Annotated in this window: 13 protein-coding genes; 6 read left to right on the top strand and 7 right to left on the bottom strand. The window is 35.0% G+C overall.

Annotation, left to right across the window (positions count from 1 at the left end; translation table 11 throughout):
- Window positions 1-99: 99 nt before the first annotated feature.
- The 3 genes from ACNQGB_RS10255 to argS form a co-directional block, all read right to left on the bottom strand.
- On the bottom strand, window positions 100-981 hold the full coding sequence (locus ACNQGB_RS10255; RefSeq protein WP_417945716.1) for a bifunctional 5,10-methylenetetrahydrofolate dehydrogenase/5,10-methenyltetrahydrofolate cyclohydrolase: 882 nt from the start codon (window positions 979-981) through the stop codon (window positions 100-102).
- A gap of 77 nt (window positions 982-1,058) precedes the next feature.
- A complete protein-coding gene (gene ffh / locus ACNQGB_RS10250) occupies window positions 1,059-2,420 on the bottom strand; it encodes a signal recognition particle protein (RefSeq protein ID WP_309756915.1) in 1,362 nt (453 codons plus the stop codon).
- A 138-nt stretch (window positions 2,421-2,558) separates the two neighbouring features.
- Entirely contained in the window at window positions 2,559-4,337 is a 1,779-nt protein-coding gene (gene argS / locus ACNQGB_RS10245; RefSeq protein WP_417945719.1) for an arginine--tRNA ligase, read from the bottom strand.
- Between the two features lie 294 nt (window positions 4,338-4,631).
- On the opposite strand from argS, the gene ACNQGB_RS10240 reads away from it, so the two are divergent.
- Window positions 4,632-5,774 carry a TonB-dependent receptor gene (locus tag ACNQGB_RS10240; protein WP_417945720.1) on the top strand — a complete coding sequence of 381 codons (1,143 nt, stop codon included), beginning with the start codon at window positions 4,632-4,634 and terminating at the stop codon, window positions 5,772-5,774.
- An 8-nt stretch (window positions 5,775-5,782) separates the two neighbouring features.
- Window positions 5,783-7,039 carry an outer membrane beta-barrel family protein gene (locus ACNQGB_RS10235; protein WP_417945721.1) on the top strand — a complete coding sequence of 419 codons (1,257 nt, stop codon included), beginning with the start codon at window positions 5,783-5,785 and terminating at the stop codon, window positions 7,037-7,039.
- Window positions 7,040-7,146: 107 nt separating this feature from the next.
- On the opposite strand, the gene ACNQGB_RS10230 is transcribed toward ACNQGB_RS10235, so the two are convergent.
- Window positions 7,147-8,154, bottom strand: coding sequence for a 3-oxoacyl-ACP synthase III family protein (locus ACNQGB_RS10230; protein ID WP_417945722.1), 1,008 nt, complete (start codon window positions 8,152-8,154; stop codon window positions 7,147-7,149).
- Window positions 8,155-8,444: 290 nt separating this feature from the next.
- On the opposite strand from ACNQGB_RS10230, the gene ACNQGB_RS10225 reads away from it, so the two are divergent.
- Entirely contained in the window at window positions 8,445-10,856 is a 2,412-nt protein-coding gene (locus ACNQGB_RS10225) for an alpha/beta hydrolase family protein (RefSeq protein ID WP_417945723.1), read from the top strand.
- Window positions 10,857-11,025: 169 nt separating this feature from the next.
- Here ACNQGB_RS10225 and ACNQGB_RS10220 read toward each other — a convergent pair whose 3' ends face one another.
- The 3 genes from ACNQGB_RS10220 to ACNQGB_RS10210 all read right to left on the bottom strand — a co-directional run bounded on the left by ACNQGB_RS10220 (window position 11,026) and on the right by ACNQGB_RS10210 (window position 13,266).
- Window positions 11,026-11,973 (bottom strand): ABC transporter ATP-binding protein, encoded by a 948-nt coding sequence (locus ACNQGB_RS10220; RefSeq protein WP_417945733.1) that lies wholly within the window; start codon window positions 11,971-11,973, stop codon window positions 11,026-11,028.
- Between the two features lie 103 nt (window positions 11,974-12,076).
- Window positions 12,077-12,772 carry a YiaD family glycine zipper/OmpA-like lipoprotein gene (locus ACNQGB_RS10215; protein ID WP_417945724.1) on the bottom strand — a complete coding sequence of 232 codons (696 nt, stop codon included), beginning with the start codon at window positions 12,770-12,772 and terminating at the stop codon, window positions 12,077-12,079.
- A gap of 17 nt (window positions 12,773-12,789) precedes the next feature.
- Window positions 12,790-13,266, bottom strand: coding sequence for a hypothetical protein (locus ACNQGB_RS10210; RefSeq protein ID WP_417945726.1), 477 nt, complete (start codon window positions 13,264-13,266; stop codon window positions 12,790-12,792).
- Window positions 13,267-13,444: 178 nt separating this feature from the next.
- On the opposite strand from ACNQGB_RS10210, the gene htpG reads away from it, so the two are divergent.
- From htpG to ACNQGB_RS10195, 3 genes are all read left to right on the top strand, one after another.
- Window positions 13,445-15,346, top strand: coding sequence for a molecular chaperone HtpG (gene htpG, locus ACNQGB_RS10205; protein WP_417945728.1), 1,902 nt, complete (start codon window positions 13,445-13,447; stop codon window positions 15,344-15,346).
- 550 nt (window positions 15,347-15,896) lie between these two features.
- Window positions 15,897-16,352 (top strand): hypothetical protein, encoded by a 456-nt coding sequence (locus ACNQGB_RS10200; RefSeq protein WP_417945730.1) that lies wholly within the window; start codon window positions 15,897-15,899, stop codon window positions 16,350-16,352.
- A 36-nt stretch (window positions 16,353-16,388) separates the two neighbouring features.
- Window positions 16,389-16,688, top strand: a complete 300-nt coding sequence (locus tag ACNQGB_RS10195) for a superinfection immunity protein (RefSeq protein ID WP_417945731.1) — start codon at window positions 16,389-16,391, stop codon at window positions 16,686-16,688.
- Window positions 16,689-16,931 lie beyond the last annotated feature (243 nt).

The following is a 16,931-nucleotide window of genomic DNA, read 5'->3' as shown; positions in this document are numbered from 1 at the left end:
AAAATAAGATACAAAGCATTAATTCTTTTATTTAAGTTCTTCTTAAGACAAAAAAAAGCCTCAAATATAATTTAAGGCTTACTTTTCAAACAATTTATTTTATTTATTTCTTTTCATCTCTCTTGCTAGTAAGGTATTTTTCAACAACATCGCAATCGTCATAGGCCCTACTCCACCTGGAACTGGCGTTATAAAGGATGCTTTTTCACTAACCTGATCAAAATCGACATCACCCGTAATCACATACCCTTTTGCATTCGTTTCATCGGGAACCCGTGTAATACCAACGTCAATCACTACAACGCCCTCTTTTACCATATTTGCCTTTAAATAGTTAGGAACACCCAAAGCGGTAATAATAATATCTGCCTGAACCGTAATTTCTTCAATATTTTTAGTGTAGCTGTGTGTAAGGGTAACAGTCGAATTCCCTGGAAAGCCTTTTCTACCCATCAAAATGCTCATTGGACGACCCACAATATGGCTGCGTCCAATAACTACGGTATGCTTTCCTTTGGTTTCCACGCCATAACGCTCTAGTAATTCTAAAATTCCGAAAGGTGTCGCAGGAATAAAGGTAGTCATGTCTAATGCCATTTTTCCGAAGTTCTCCGGGTGAAATCCATCGACATCTTTACTAGGATCAACGGCCATCAATACTTTTTGCTCATCAATTTGTTCTGGAAGTGGCAATTGTACAATAAAACCGTCAATTTCATCATTTTCATTCAGTTCCTTAATCTTTTTTAGCAATTCGATTTCAGTCGTAGTACTTGGCATTTTGACTAGTGTAGATTCAAAACCTACTCTTTCGCAGGCTTTCACTTTACTTCCCACATAAGTTAAACTGGCACCATCATTCCCTACTATAAGCGCTGCTAAATGGGGAACTTTCTCGCCTTTGTCTTTCATTTTTTGGACCTCAACAGCAATTTCGCTCTTGATGTCTTCTGCTGTTTTTTTTCCGTCTAGTAGTTGCATTGTTGTTTGTTTAATATATTAAAGCCGAAAGTCTTAAAATCATTACGACTTTAAGACTTTCGGTTTTTGACTCTTATTTATTTCATTCCTGGCATTCCGTTTGGCATTCCGCCTTTCATTCCGCCCATCATTTTCATGAGGTTTTTTCCTCCTGGCCCTTGCATCATTTTCATCATCTTGCTCATCTGATCAAACTGTTTCATCAACTGATTTACTTGCTCAATTTTGGTTCCAGAACCTTTTGCAATTCTTGCCTTTCTTTTGACATCAATCAAAGCGGGCTTACTTCTTTCTATTGGCGTCATGGAATGGATAATAGCTTCAATGTGTTTGAAGGCATCGTCTTCAATCTCGACATCTTTCATTGCCTTTGAAGCACCAGGTATCATTCCTACCAAGTCTTTCATGTTACCCATTTTCTTTACTTGCTGAATTTGAGAAAGAAAATCATCAAAGCCAAACTCATTTTTAGCAATTTTCTTTTGGATTTTTCTGGCTTCTTCTTCATCAAATTGTTCTTGTGCCCTTTCTACTAAAGACACAACATCTCCCATTCCTAGTATTCTTTCGGCCATACGAATAGGATAGAACACATCAATTGCATCCATTTTTTCGCCAGTACCTACAAACTTGATCGGCTTATTGACAATGGTTTTTATCGAAAGTGCAGCTCCACCACGAGTATCACCATCTAATTTTGTTAAGATTACCCCATCAAAATTTAGTCTATCATTAAAAGCTTTTGCTGTATTTACCGCATCTTGACCTGTCATTGCATCTACAACAAACAAGGTTTCATTTGGCTGAATCGCTTTATGAACGCGTTCAATCTCGTTCATCATTTCCTCATCTACGGCCAAACGACCTGCAGTATCCACGATGACAACATTAAATCCATTTGCCTTGGCATGTTTGATTGCGTTTTGAGCAATTTCAACTGGGTTTTTATTTTCTGGCTCTGAATACACCTCAACACCTATAGAATCTCCTACTACATATAATTGCTGAATAGCAGCAGGACGGTATATATCACACGCTACTAATAGTGGTTTTTTGTTCTTTTTTGTCAAAAGATAATTAGCCAATTTTCCAGAAAAAGTCGTTTTTCCTGAACCTTGCAAACCAGACATTAAGATAACCGATGGATTTCCAGAAAGATTAATTCCGGCTACATCACCACCCATCAATTCTGTCAATTCATCTTTTACTAACTTTACCAATAATTGTCCTGGTTGAAGCGTAGTCAATACATCCTGACCGATCGCTTTTTCTTTTACTTTGGTGGTAAAATCTTTGGCAATTTTAAAATTAACATCGGCGTCAAGCAAAGCACGACGTACTTCCTTCAAGGTTTCTGCTACATTTACCTCAGTAATTTTTCCGTGACCTTTAAGTATATGAAAGGCTTTATCTAGTTTATCGCTTAAATTATCGAACATAGTATTGATTTATTTTGAAATGCAAAGATAAACTAATTAAGAAATTAGGCAATTAGATAATTCGAATATTGAAAGTGCATTTTCAGTTTTATTTTAACAAAAAAACGACCTCATTTTGAAGTCGTTTTATATCTCTTTTTACATTCTTTCTGGTACTTCAATACCTAGTAACTTAAATGATGCCGCAATCGTATCTGCCACTTTTTTAGACAATTGAACTCTGAAAATCTTTTTCTCTAAATCCTCTTCGCCTAAAATTGGAACTGCTTGGTAGAAAGAATTGTATTCTCGAACTAATTCATAGGTGAAATTAGCCAATAAAGCCGGACTGTAATGTTGCGCTGCATTCTGAATTACCTCAGGAAATAATTCCAATTGCTTGACCAATTCTTTTTCCTTTTCATGAAGCACTTTTACATCTACTGCATTTGAATAATCAAAATTTGCTTTACGGATAATAGATTGAATTCTGGCGTATGTATATTGTATAAACGGTCCCGTATTTCCGGCAAAATCAACTGACTCTTCGGGATTAAATAGGATTCGTTTTTTTGGGTCTACTTTCAGAATGTAGTATTTTAAAGCTCCTAGACCAATTGTACTGTATAATTTTGATTTTTCCTCTGGAGAATAAGAGTCTAATTTTCCTAAATCTTCGGAAATTTTTTGTGCAGTATCTGTCATTTCTTGCATCAAATCGTCGGCATCAACAACGGTTCCCTCACGACTTTTCATTTTACCTGATGGCAAATCTACCATACCGTAGGATAAGTGAAATAAGTTTTTAGACCAATCAAACCCTAATTTTTTCAAGATTAAAAACAAGACTTTAAAATGGTAATCCTGTTCATTCCCAACCGTATACACCATTCCGCCCACATCCGGATAATCCTTTACACGTTGTATGGCCGTTCCAATATCCTGCGTCATATACACTGCAGTACCATCGGAGCGCAATACAATTTTACGATCCAAACCTTCATCAGTCAAATCAATCCAAACCGATCCGTCTGGGTCTTTCTCGAAAACGCCTTTATCCAAACCTATTTTCACCACATCTTTTCCGAGCAAATACGTATTACTTTCATAATAGAATGCATCAAAATCGACACCTAAATTTTTATACGTGGTAGCAAAACCATCATACACCCATTGATTCATGGTTTTCCAAAGCGATAGTACCGATTCATCACCAGATTCCCATTTTAGTAGCATATCTTGGGCTTCCAGAATAATCGGAGCTTGTTTTTTAGCTTCTTCTTCGGTTTTACCCGCGCTCATTAATTGCGCTATTTCTTCTTTATAAGCTTTATCAAAAACTACGTAATAATTCCCAACCAGTTTATCTCCTTTTAATCCTGAAGATTCGGGAGTTTGCTCTTTTCCAAACTTCTGCCAAGCCAACATCGATTTGCAAATATGAATTCCTCGATCGTTAATGATTTGCGTTTTATATACCTTTTTTCCTGAAGCTTTGATGATTTCAGCCACAGAATATCCTAAAAGATTATTACGAACGTGCCCAAGATGCAACGGTTTATTAGTATTTGGAGAAGAATATTCGACCATAACTGCTTTGTCATTTACCGAAGGCGTCACAAAACCAAAAGCAGTATCGTCTTTTATCGTTTTAAAGTAATCCAAATAATATACATCAGAAATAACAATATTCAAAAAGCCAGAAACTACATTAAAACGACTTACCGTCGCAACGTTTTCAACTAGATAGTTCCCTATTTTAGTTCCTAATTCTACTGGGTTGCTTTTTACAACTTTCAACAACGGAAAAATAACCATTGTGATATCGCCTTCAAATTCTTTACGCGTAGTTTGAAACTCTATTTTATCAATAGTTACGTCAAATAAAACGTGTATTGCTTTTTCAATTGCGGGTTTCAGCATTTGTTGTAATGTCATTTTGTGTTTTTATTTTAAGATTGCAAAGATAGTCATATTGCAGGAATTTGGAAAATTGGAAATTGAGATAATTTACACCTGTAAATGAAGTAATTATACCACACCAAGAAAGGTTTTTACAAATTATTTAATAATTGCTGTAACAATTTCCTGCCTCAACAGTCTATTACGTACCAATTCATCACTGGGTATTTGTTAAAATATGTTAAACAGTATTAAAAAAGGTATTATGTTTAGCATAGTATCATATAAAACAATATATTTGCACCATCAATCATTTAAATCAAATCAATCATGAAATTAAAATTAATTTTAATCTGCTTTATCGGAACGTTGTTTTCGATGCAGGCACAAACTTCGGTCAAACCGGTAATCCTCGAGAATTCTGGAATGATATCTGGAAAAATAATCGACAAAAAAACAAATGAGCCCTTACCATATGTCAATATTGTAATAAAGGAAAACAGCAAAGTGGTAACTGGTGGCATCACATCTGACAAAGGTACTTTTCAAATAAAAAATTTAGCCGTAAAAGATTATACTATTGAAATTCAATTTATTGGATACAAAACAATTTTACAGAACGCTAAACTAACCGAAAACAGCAACCTCAACTTGAATACTATTGCACTCGAAGAGGATGCCATTCAACTTAAAGGAGTTGAAATTGTAAGCGAAAAATCTTCCATCGAACAAAAAATTGATCGTAAAGTGATCAATGTTGGAAAAGATCTAATTTCTGCTGGCGCAACTGCCTCAGAAATCATGAACAATATCCCCTCTGTAAACGTCGATCAAGACGGAAAATTATCGTTGCGTGGTAATGAGAATGTACGAGTTCTAATTGATGGCCGTCCTAGCAACATTGAGGCTTCGCAATTGTTAAAGCAAATTCCATCGGCATCTATCAAAAAAATAGAATTAATTACCAATCCAAGTGCCAAATACAATCCAGAAGGAATGTCAGGAATTATTAATATTGTCTTACATAAAAACGCTACCGATGGATTTAATGCAAGTATCAATACTGGTTTAACATTTGCAAGAACTCCTAAAATTAGTAATTCAACCAATATGAACTACCGTACTGGGAAAGTCAACTTTTTTTCTACCTATGGTAATAATTTTGGAAAAAAGTTCAATGAAGGCCTTATTACAAGATTAGATGACGATTCTAAACAACTATTTGACATCCGAAATAACGACAAATCACACTTGTTAAAATTTGGAATAGATTATTATATCAATGATAAAAATACGCTCTCTGTTTATACCAATCAAAACAAAGTGAACGGTGATAACCATGTAGATGTGAACATTATGAATCCAGATGCTAATGACAATATCGTTCAAAAATCTAATTACATATCCGACAACAATGACGGAACGTACAATTTAGCATTCAAACATTTGACTAAAAAGAAGGCGAAACGCTAGATTTAGAATTGAATCACAGTATTTATTCTGAAAAACAAAAGGGTTACTTCCAAACACTCTTTAATGATTCTAACTTGACAAACAGTAGCTATACAGATGATCTTATTGACAAAAGACAAAACTCAACCATTAATTTAGATTATGTAAATCCATTGAATGAAAAATCAAAATTAGAGCTTGGCGCAGAAAGCAGAATCATTCGTACGGATAACGATTACAAAAGTGACAATAGCTCTTTATCCAACTCTCTTTATACGTATGACTTAGACATTCATTCTGCTTATGTTACTTTTGGACAAAAATTTGAAAAAATAGGATATCAGCTTGGCGGTCGTTTTGAAAGCTACAATGTACGCGCCAAACTGAATGGTGCAACTGCTTTCAAGGATGATTACATTACTGTATATCCATCTGCCTCTATGACTTTTTCTCCAAATGAAAAAAATCAATTTCAAATGAGCTACAGTCGTCGTGTTGACAGGCCAGGACTGGAACAAACTAAACCGATACGTGAGTTTAGTACTCCAAGGGTAACTTCTGTTGGAAATCCCGAATTGGAGCCTCAATTTACGAATTCATTAGAATTAAATTATACTAAAACCATCAAAAAAGGTACCATTACCACAGGCGTTTTTGTACGATCAATAAACAATGAAATCAACAGAATCATTTATCCTGATCCTCAAAATACAGAAAACCAAATTTTGAGTTTTGACAATTTTGATACCAATACTTCATTTGGTTTTGAAATATCTTCTAATTATAAAATTACAAAATGGTGGGACATTCAACCTGCAATAGATTTTTCTAGTATCAAACAAAAAGGATTAATTTCTGTACAAAATACTAGTACCAACTCTTTTGATTTAGTGCGTAAAGAGGTAAATGCAGAAGCCTTCAACGCCCGTTTAAATAGTAATTTTAAAGCAACAAAAAACCTGCGTTTCTTATTATTTGGTTTTTACAGATCTGGTGTTGACGGCATACAATTTAACGGAAAAGAAATGTATAAAATAGATGCTGGAGGACGTTATTCATTTTTAAATGATAAAGCTACAGTAAGTCTTCGTTTCAACGATGTATTTAACACCATGAAAGCTGGTTTTGATGGTGCAAATCCGTATCCGCTTCGAGGACAATTTACATGGGAAAGTCAATCTGTTTACTTAGGTTTTAATTATATGTTTGGAGCGGGGAAAAGCAAAAGTCTGCAACGCAAACAAAGAGATAACGACACCAATAAAGGTGGTGGCGGATTGTTTTAAAAATAAATTATTGAATTTGTTATAGTAGTTAATTACCAAAAGAAAACCCCGGAGTTTGCCAACTTCGGGGTTTTTCGATTTTAAACTATTTTTTTAATATAGAGTACTTACCATTTTATTATGGCACTTCCCCAAGTAAAACCACTACCAAATGCAGCCAAAACAACCGTATCTCCTGATTTTATTTTTCCTTGCTCCCATGCTTCTGTCAATGCAATTGGAATAGAAGCTGCAGTAGTATTTCCGTATTTTTGAATGTTATTGTATACTTGATCGTCTGTCAAATTGAATTTCTTTTGGATAAACTGTGAAATACGTAAGTTCGCTTGATGCGGAATCAACATATCAATATCAGATACCTGTAAATTATTAGCTTGCAAACCTTCATTGATTACTTCACTAAAACGAACGACTGCGTTTTTGAATACGAACTGTCCGTTCATGTACGGGAAATAACTTTCATCATCTGGATCATTGTCTGCCAAAATATCTGTAATCCAACGGCCTCCCATTCCCGGTGCTTTTACAATTAATTCCTCGGCATGTTGTCCTTCAGAATGTAAATGTGTCGATAAAATTCCTTTGGTCAGATCTTCTTCTCTACTCAAAATAGCAGCTCCTGCACCATCACCAAAAATCACTGAAACACCACGTCCGCGGGTAGTCATGTCTAATCCTGTGGAGTGTACTTCAGATCCAATAACCAATATGTTTTTATACATACCCGTTTTAATATATTGATCAGCCACCGAGATTGCGTAGATAAATCCAGAACATTGATTTCTTACATCTAACGCACCAACTGTTTTTAATCCTAAATCGCGTTGTACTAAAACTCCTGGACCTGGAAAATAATAATCAGGGCTAAGGGTAGCAAAAACAACAAAATCAATATCGTCTTTTGCAATTCCAGCGCGCTCAATAGCAATTTCAGCAGCTTTCACTCCCATGGAGGTAGTGGTATCTTCCCCTTTTATAATGTGACGTCGTTCTTGAATCCCGGTACGCTCTTGAATCCATTCATCATTGGTATCTATAATTTTTGACAAATCCTCATTTGTCACTACGTTTTCGGGAACATAATAACCCAATCCCGCTATTTTTGAATGGTACATACTATTGTTATTTTATTAAAATCAGATTGCAAATTTAAAACATACTCCAAAATAAGAGGCGCTAAATTACCACTTTTTTAGCAATTTACAATTTTTTAAGGTTTTGCAATATTTTAAACTTGTTAGAAATGAAAGAATAAACTACTTGTCCGTTAAAAAACAATTCTGTTCTAACAACTAGAAAACCACTTAAAAGTTAAAAAGAAGTAAATGTTTTCAAATGTAACTAAGTTGCTCTATTTTAGTAACCTTATACCAAACCTTAATGCTAATTTAAAATCATTCAAATTATGAAATTGAAGATCTCATTGTTTTTCCTTCTTGGACTGAGCCTAACCAGTTTTGCGCAAGAAAACCTTTCTTACCAAAAACCTTCTGCGTCTATACTAGAACTGGCAGATTATGAAAGAGCGCCTTCGGTATCGATGGATACCAAAAAAGAATATATGTTGTTGACCTACAGAAATACCTATAAGTCACTCGACGATTTGAATCAAGATGAATTGCGTTTGGGTGGATTGCGTATCAACCCAATCACCAATATTTCTAGCGCTGTAACCTACGTGAACAACTTAAAGCTCCGCAAAATAAAAGATAGTAACGAGATGCAAGTAGCTGGATTGCCAGAAAACCCTCGCATCAGCAACATTGCTTGGTCGCCAGATGATACTAAAATATCCTTTTCGCACACGACTGCAACTGGTGTTGAACTTTGGGTGATTGAAGTGGCTTCGGCGAAAGCCAAAAAATTGACAGAAGCTATGGTCAATGCCAATATCGGAAATCCGTTTAGTTGGTTGAACGACAATGCCACTATTTTAGTAAAAATGCTTCCTAAAAACAGAGCGGCTTTATTGGATGCAAAAAAAGATTTACCAACTGGACCGATTATCTCGAATGCTGATGGTGCCAAATCTCAAAACAGAACCTACCCTGACATGTTGAAAAACAAGAACGACGAGGTTAACTTTGAGAATATCATGAGCTCTGAATTGTATAAAGTAACGCTAGATGGTTCTGCAACTTTATTCAAAAAAGCAGATATGTATGCAGGAGAAAGCTTCTCGCCTGATGGCAATTACATTATGTTGACCACCATTAAAAAACCATTCTCCTATATCGTTCCTTTGAGTCGATTTCCTTCAAAATCGGTGATTTGTGATAAAAACGGACAGGAAATCAAAGTAGTCAATGAAGTACCACTAACTGAAATTATCCCAAAAGGTTTTATGGCAGTTCGAAAAGGCAAAAGAAACATGAGCTGGAGAGCAGATAAACCAGCGACTTTAGTCTATGCCGAAGCTTTAGACGGCGGAGATCCTGCAACTAAAGTAAATTTTAGAGACGAAGTTTTTCTTTGGAACGCACCGTTTGATGCCGCAGCAACTACATTGGTAAAAACACCACAACGCTACTCGGGCATCATTTGGGGAAATGACAATACTGCTATCGTATCAGATGAATGGTATGACACTCGAAATACAAAAACGTATTTGATAAACCCATCAAATCCGAGTCAAGCTCCAAAAGTTATTTTCGACAGAAACTCCCAAGATGTGTATTCCGATCCTGGAAATTTTGAAACTAGAAAAAACCAATACAACCGCTATGTTTTAGCGATCGAAAATAACAACGCCTATTTAATTGGACAAGGATTTACAAAAAATGGACAATTCCCCTTTATAAGCGAATTCAATTTAAAAACAGCACAAGCAAAACGCTTATACACTTCGACATATACTGATAAAAAAGAAGATGTAATAGAGATTGAGGACTTCAAGAAAGGAACTGTTTTGGTACAAATTCAATCTAAGAACGAATATCCGAATTATTACTTGAGAAACATTTTCCAAAAAAACAAATTAACTCCGATAACCACATTCAAAAATCCGTTTGAAAGCATCAAAAATGTGAACAAAGAAGTCATTAAATACAAACGTAAAGATGGTGTAGAATTATCTGGAACTTTATATTTACCTGTTGGATACGATAAGGCCAAAAAAGAAAAAATGCCTTTGTTGATATGGGCTTACCCAGCAGAATACAAAGACAAGAATTCTGCAGGACAGAGTACGCAAAACCCAAATGAATTCACGTTTCCTAATTATGGTTCTTTTGTGTATTGGGTAACCAAAGGCTATGTTGTACTGGATGACGCTGCTTTTCCTATTATTGGCGAAGGAACAACAGAACCAAACGATAATTTTATAACGCAATTAGTTGATAATGCAGAAGCGGCAATAAATGCAGTAGATGCTCTGGGATACATCAACAGAAATAAAGTAGCGGTTGGTGGTCACTCGTATGGTGCGTTTATGACGGCTAATTTATTGACACATTCTAACCTTTTTGCATGCGGAATCGCTCGAAGTGGTGCCTACAATAGAACGTTGACTCCTTTTGGTTTTCAAAGCGAACAACGTAATTACTGGGAAACTCCTGAAGTGTACAATACCATGTCGCCATTTATGAATGCGGACAAAATGAAAACGCCAATGCTTTTAGTGCACGGTGAAGCTGATAATAATCCTGGCACTTTTACCTTGCAAACAGAACGTTATTTTCAAGCACTAAAAGGTTTAGGTGCTCCTGCACGAATGGTAATTCTGCCAAAAGAAGCGCACGGTTATGTAACCAAAGAAAATATTTTACACTTGCTTTGGGAACAAGATCAGTTCTTAGAAAAATATTTGAAGAATTAACTTAGGAATAAGTGTTCAGTGTTCAGTGGATAACGTAGCACAAAACCCCAAAATCATACTGATTTTGGGGTTTTTCTATTATTTAAAACTGCTGTAAAGAAAAAAGATTTTTTCTTTTAAAGCTAATAGAACTAGTAATGACTAAATACTATTAACTGAACACTTCTTCTCAGGATAACATCAAAAACACTTCTTGGTTGAGTTCTAATTCCGTGTCATGGTCAAAGAAAATGGCTCTTCTTTCAAAAGCGGCTTTGACTAAATAATGACTTCCTTTAAAATAACATTGCTTTACTACTGCTTTCATAATGGCGTTATCTACCACTCGCAATTGATGCGGACGCAACAAAAGCGCTTCATCTTCATCGTCTTCTAAATCTATTAATTGCGACAATTTCAACTCATTGACCTCTCCAAATAGAGAGGCAACATATTTATTGAAAGGATTTTCATAAATGGTTTTCGAATCACCTTTGGCAACAATTTTTCCGTTTTGAATCACAATGGTTTCATCCGAAAAAGACAAGGCATCGGTACTGTCATGGGTGGCGATAATACAAGTAATTCCTTTTTTCTTCAAGTAGGCAAACAAATTGCGTCGTAACGCATTTTTTCTAAAATTATCAATGTGACTAAAGGGCTCATCCAACAACAAAATTTCTGGCTCCAACGCAAGAACTTTAGCCAAAGCTACTCTTTGCTGTTGTCCGCCGCTCAGGTCTTTTGCTTTAACCTTAGCATACTCTGTCATTTCAACCATTTCTAACAGCTCTTGAATTCTCAGTTTCTTGATGGGTAAAAATGAATTCGATAAAAACTTCCCCACATTTTCCTCTACAGTTGTGTACGGCATTAAATCAAAATCTTGAGCTAAGTACTTGATGTAATCTACCCCAGGGATTAGGTTGTATTTTGGTCCTAAAATGGGTTTTTCATTGTACGTTATGGCACCACTATCCAAATCATATAATCCATAAATAAGCTTGAGCAAGGTGCTTTTTCCGCAGCCACTCTCCCCTATTAGTGCAATGTTTTGACCGCTCTCTATTGTACAACTTATATTTTCAATAACAGGCTTATCAGTATAAGCAAACGTTATGTCTTTAATCTCTAGCATCATCTGTGTTTAAAGCTGCAAATTTACAATGTTTATTCAAATTTAGGCACAAAAAAAGGCTGCTTCTTAACGAAACAGCCCTTGTTTTTAAAGTACTTTTTGCTTAGTTTTTCACTTCAGCTTCAGCATCTTTTTTCATTTTTTCGTTTGCAGTAATTGCAAATTCCACACGACGGTTCATTGTTCTACCTTCAACTGTTTCATTAGAAGCAATTGGGTCAGCAATTCCTAAACCAGTTACTTGAAATCTGCTAGAAGCAACTCCTTTACTGTTCAAATAGTTTTTTACTGAAGCCGCTCTTTCTCCTGAAAGTTTCAAGTTATAATCTGCTGGACCAGTACTATCTGTATACCCATAAATAGTGATATCTGTATCTGGATATTCCTTAAAAACAGGAACTAATTTATCTAAATTTGCTTTTGCAGCAGCAGTCAAAGAAGATTTATTGGTATTAAAACGTACTGCATTTTCATTTAATACTAATTTAATTCCTTCTCCTACACGCACCACCTCAGCTCCTGGAAGTACGGCATCAATTTCTCTAGCTTGCTTGTCCATTTTATTACCAATAACTCCACCGGCAACGCCACCAATAACACCACCTAAAACAGCACCAACTGCCCCTTTACCACCTTTACCAAGATTGTTCCCAAGAACTCCTCCTAATACAGCTCCTGCAACAGCACCTATTCCTGCTCCTCTTTGCGTTTTATTTGTATTTTTTACTGCTTCACAACTTGTGAATATTGATCCTATAACCATTATTGTTGCCATTGCAACTATTGAAATCTTTTTCATATCTAAATATTATTTAATTAGTTTGCTTTTTGAAATTGGTATACCACATCGATTGTTTTTCCTTCCACTATCCCTTTGTCAAGTAATTGGAATGAAGTCTCTGTTTGATTAGCTACATTTAAGACATATCCGTCTCTAACTTTTCTTGCTTTTTCACCAGCATTAAGTACTTTTAAAACAAACTGACCTTGCTTATTTACAAACCACGTAATTGGTGAACTAAATGAAGTACAGTCTGCGCTTGACAATGACATATTCCCTTTGTTGTTATTTGAAACTAATTTCCAGTTACTACCTACAAAACACTGCGAATCTGCAAGGTCAAAAGAATTTACTTTAATGTATTGAGATCCCGGATAGGTTACAGAGCTAATCGTCCAGTTCCCTTTCATTGCTACTTGAACTTTATTATTTGTATTTGTACCCGTAACTGATTTTGACTTACATGCAAAAACCAATACTGCTAATGTGCAAAGTAAAATTATTTTTCTCATTTTCTTAAATTTTAATGAATTAATACTTACACAAATGTACGAAGGAACCCAATCTAATTGTATCAGAATTTTATCAAATTGTATCATAATTTACACTTACGACAATTTGTCACTTCCATTACAATTGGTATTCTATTTGAAGACTTAATAGCATTAAAATAAACTTAAAACACAAAATATGACAACAGGTAAAATTAATGTTTCGGTTGAAAACATCTTTCCCTTAATCAAGAAATTTTTATACAGTGATCACGAAATTTTCTTGAGAGAATTGATTTCGAATGGTACTGATGCCACTTTAAAGTTAAAGCACCTTACCAGCATTGGCGAAGCCAAAGTAGAGTACGGAAATCCAATTATCGAAATTAAAGTCGATAAAGAAGGTAAAAAAATTCATATCATTGACCAAGGTCTCGGTATGACAGCAGATGAAGTTGAAAAATACATCAACCAAGTGGCTTTTTCTGGAGCTGAGGAATTTTTAGACAAATACAAAGATTCTGCTAAAGATTCTGGAATTATTGGTCATTTCGGTCTTGGTTTCTATTCTGCTTTTATGGTAGCTGAAAAAGTTGAAATCTTTACTAAATCATATAAAGACGAACCAGCAGCACACTGGACTTGTGATGGAAGCCCAGAATTCACGCTAGAACCAGCCGATAAAACCACTCGTGGTACGGAGATCATTTTGCACATTGCCGAAGATTCGCTTGAGTTTTTAGAAGATTCAAAAATCAAAGGCTTACTGAATAAGTACAACAAGTTCATGCCTATTCCAATTAAATTTGGAACCAAAACTGAAAAAATTGAACAAAAAAAGGGCGAAGAAGTTGCTGCTGAAGATGTAGAAAAAACCTTTACAGAAGTAGAAGTGGACAACATCATCAACAACCCAAATCCAGCTTGGACCAAGCAACCAACGGATTTAACTCCAGAAGATTACAAAAAATTCTACCATGAGTTGTACCCTATGCAATTTGAGGAGCCGTTGTTTCACATACACCTAAATGTAGATTATCCGTTCAACTTAACTGGTATTTTGTACTTCCCAAAATTAGGATCTGATTTACAAATTCAGAAAGATAAAATTCAGTTGTACCAAAACCAAGTGTACGTAACGGATAACGTAGAAGGAATTGTTCCTGAGTTCTTGATGATGCTGAAAGGCGTGGTCGATTCTCCAGATATTCCATTAAACGTATCGCGTTCAGGCTTGCAAGCAGATGCTGCCGTTAAAAAAATATCGAACTACATCACCCGTAAAGTTGCCGATAAATTAAAATCATTATTCACTGAAAGTCGTGAAGATTTTGAGCAAAAATGGAACGATATCAAAATCGTTTTAGAGTACGGAATGCTATCTGAGGATAAATTCTACGAGAAAGCAGGTGCTTTTGTTTTATACCCAACAGTAGACGATAAATATTTTACTTTAGAAGAATTAAAAGAAAATCTTGCTGCCAATCAAACTGATAAAGATGGCAAGTTAGTCGTGTTATACGCTGGAAATAAAGAATCACAGCACTCGTATATCGAAATCGCAAAAGAAAAAGGGTACGAAGTATTATTGCTAGACTCTCCTATTATTTCGCACTTAATTCAAAAAATAGAAGGCGATAACAGCAACCTGACTTTTGTACGTGTCGATTCAGATCATATCGATAATTTGATCAAGAAAGAGGAAACAACGATTTCTAAATTATCTGAGGAGGAACAAACCAACTTAAAAACGGTTCTTGAAACCATTGTACCAAAACAAACCTACAGTGTACAACTAGAAGCACTAGACAGCAACTCGGCGCCATTCATCATCACGCAACCAGAATTCATGCGCCGTATGAAAGAAATGAGCCAGTCCGGCGGTGGCGGAATGTTCGGAATGGGCAACATGCCCGAAATGTACAATTTAGTGGTGAATACCAACTCTGAATTGGCAACAAGCATCCTGAATAACAAAGATAAAGATGCTCAGGAAAGTTTGGTAAAACAAGCACTTGACTTGGCTAAACTTTCTCAAAACTTGCTAAAAGGCGAAGCTTTAACCGCATTTGTAAAAAGAAGTTTCGAGCTGATTAAATAAATATTATATTTTTAGATCGTTAGATTATTAGAGTAAACCTGCAAGCGACCCCGAAGTATCGGGACTTGCAGGTTTTTTTTGGAGCAGATCAGCCATTTTTCAGCAGGCATGCACTCCCGCTATGTGCTGCAATCTTTGCTTTTGGCTGCCGCCAGCGCAAAGGATTTCCGCTGCTATCGGGGCTATTTGAGACGGATATTTTTTTCGAGATAACACGTATTAAAACTATAACGCTGTTTGGACATCAATATAAAGCACATACTTAAAAAGCAGAACTAATTTGAGCTACATAAAAAGAATTATTAGGTCATAATAGTAGTAAAACTACCGAAATTTATACCCACGTAAGTACGAAAAGTTTGCAACAAATAAAAAGTCCGTTTGATGATTTATAAAATAAATATACTACATTTGAAAATAAATAAAACTGACTCTTGTCAGACAAAGCCACCCAATATTGGGGTGATAGGTCTGATTTTGTCAGACGTATATACAAGTTAGCCGTCAGTTTACGGCAGAACGTAAAAAAAACAACTAAAACTAAATAAAAATGAAAGTAATTATTACTTTTTTAATTGTACTTATGTTTACAAATTGTAAACAAAGTGAACAAAATAATGAAATTGTACAAGAACAAATTCAAGAAACAAAAAATGAAGTGGAAACTGTTAAAGTTGAAGAAAACATTTTAAAAAATTTCACTTATGAAGATGTTGCAAGATATACAATGGCTTCTGTAATGGGACAACCAACAAAAATAGTCAAAGCAACCAAAAATAAAGATTTGTATTTCGTTTCTTATATTAGAAAATCTGATAAGCAAAAGTTTGAATATAAAGTTAAATTTGACGGTAATGTAATTCTTTGGGCTAGTATTGACAGAAGATGGAGAAATTCAAAATATGATGAAAAAATAAGTTTTGAAGAAAATAACGAAAATCTAAAAATAATTACAACTTTTAGTGATGCTTCCCAAGATATTCAAGAATATAAAAAAGGAGATTAGTAATAAATCAGTAAAATTTTAAACAAAAATTAAATTATGGAATTTATAGGAATTATTTTAATATTAGCATTATATTTTTTACCAAGTATTATTGGTTATAGCCATAGAAATTTTGGTTCAATATTTCTTTTAAATTTACTTTTAGGCTGGACAGTTATCGGTTGGATTGTAGCAATAATTTGGGCAGTTTCTAACGATAAGAAGGAAACTATTATTGTAAATAACGATAAAAAAAGTGTTTCTGATAAACTAAAAGAATTAAAGGAATTACACGATGATGGAACATTAACAAAAGAGGAGTTTGAAGCTGAAAAAAAACATATATTAAGAGGATAATAAAACCGAACGGCTAACACACGCTACAAGCAATTTGGGTATTTGGCCTAATTTAAAGTTGGTCTTGTATCAGATAAATTTGTGTTTATCCGAAGATTTGGCTTCCTTAATCCCAAACTGCTTGTAGCGCGAGAACGTCAGGCTGTGAAAAAACCTCTTTTTTCTAATATAATCTTCAAATTTCACGACTCTACAATTCAAATAAGGTCTTTTAAGAAGTCGCCTTTTTTAGGCTGCAAATTT

This window comes from Flavobacterium frigidum (assembly GCF_048286795.2).
This window is presented reverse-complemented; position numbering and strand designations above follow the sequence as displayed.

Coding starts and splice junctions, on each gene's coding strand:
- ACNQGB_RS10255 (WP_417945716.1), bottom strand. CDS start 981: ATGCAACTACTAGACGGAAAAAAAACAGCAGAAGACATCAAGAGCGAA.
- ffh (WP_309756915.1), bottom strand. CDS start 2,420: ATGTTCGATAATTTAAGCGATAAACTAGATAAAGCCTTTCATATACTT.
- argS (WP_417945719.1), bottom strand. CDS start 4,337: ATGACATTACAACAAATGCTGAAACCCGCAATTGAAAAAGCAATACAC.
- ACNQGB_RS10240 (WP_417945720.1), top strand. CDS start 4,632: ATGAAATTAAAATTAATTTTAATCTGCTTTATCGGAACGTTGTTTTCG.
- ACNQGB_RS10230 (WP_417945722.1), bottom strand. CDS start 8,154: ATGTACCATTCAAAAATAGCGGGATTGGGTTATTATGTTCCCGAAAAC.
- ACNQGB_RS10225 (WP_417945723.1), top strand. CDS start 8,445: ATGAAATTGAAGATCTCATTGTTTTTCCTTCTTGGACTGAGCCTAACC.
- ACNQGB_RS10220 (WP_417945733.1), bottom strand. CDS start 11,973: ATGCTAGAGATTAAAGACATAACGTTTGCTTATACTGATAAGCCTGTT.
- ACNQGB_RS10215 (WP_417945724.1), bottom strand. CDS start 12,772: ATGAAAAAGATTTCAATAGTTGCAATGGCAACAATAATGGTTATAGGA.
- ACNQGB_RS10210 (WP_417945726.1), bottom strand. CDS start 13,266: ATGAGAAAAATAATTTTACTTTGCACATTAGCAGTATTGGTTTTTGCA.
- htpG (WP_417945728.1), top strand. CDS start 13,445: ATGACAACAGGTAAAATTAATGTTTCGGTTGAAAACATCTTTCCCTTA.
- ACNQGB_RS10200 (WP_417945730.1), top strand. CDS start 15,897: ATGAAAGTAATTATTACTTTTTTAATTGTACTTATGTTTACAAATTGT.
- ACNQGB_RS10195 (WP_417945731.1), top strand. CDS start 16,389: ATGGAATTTATAGGAATTATTTTAATATTAGCATTATATTTTTTACCA.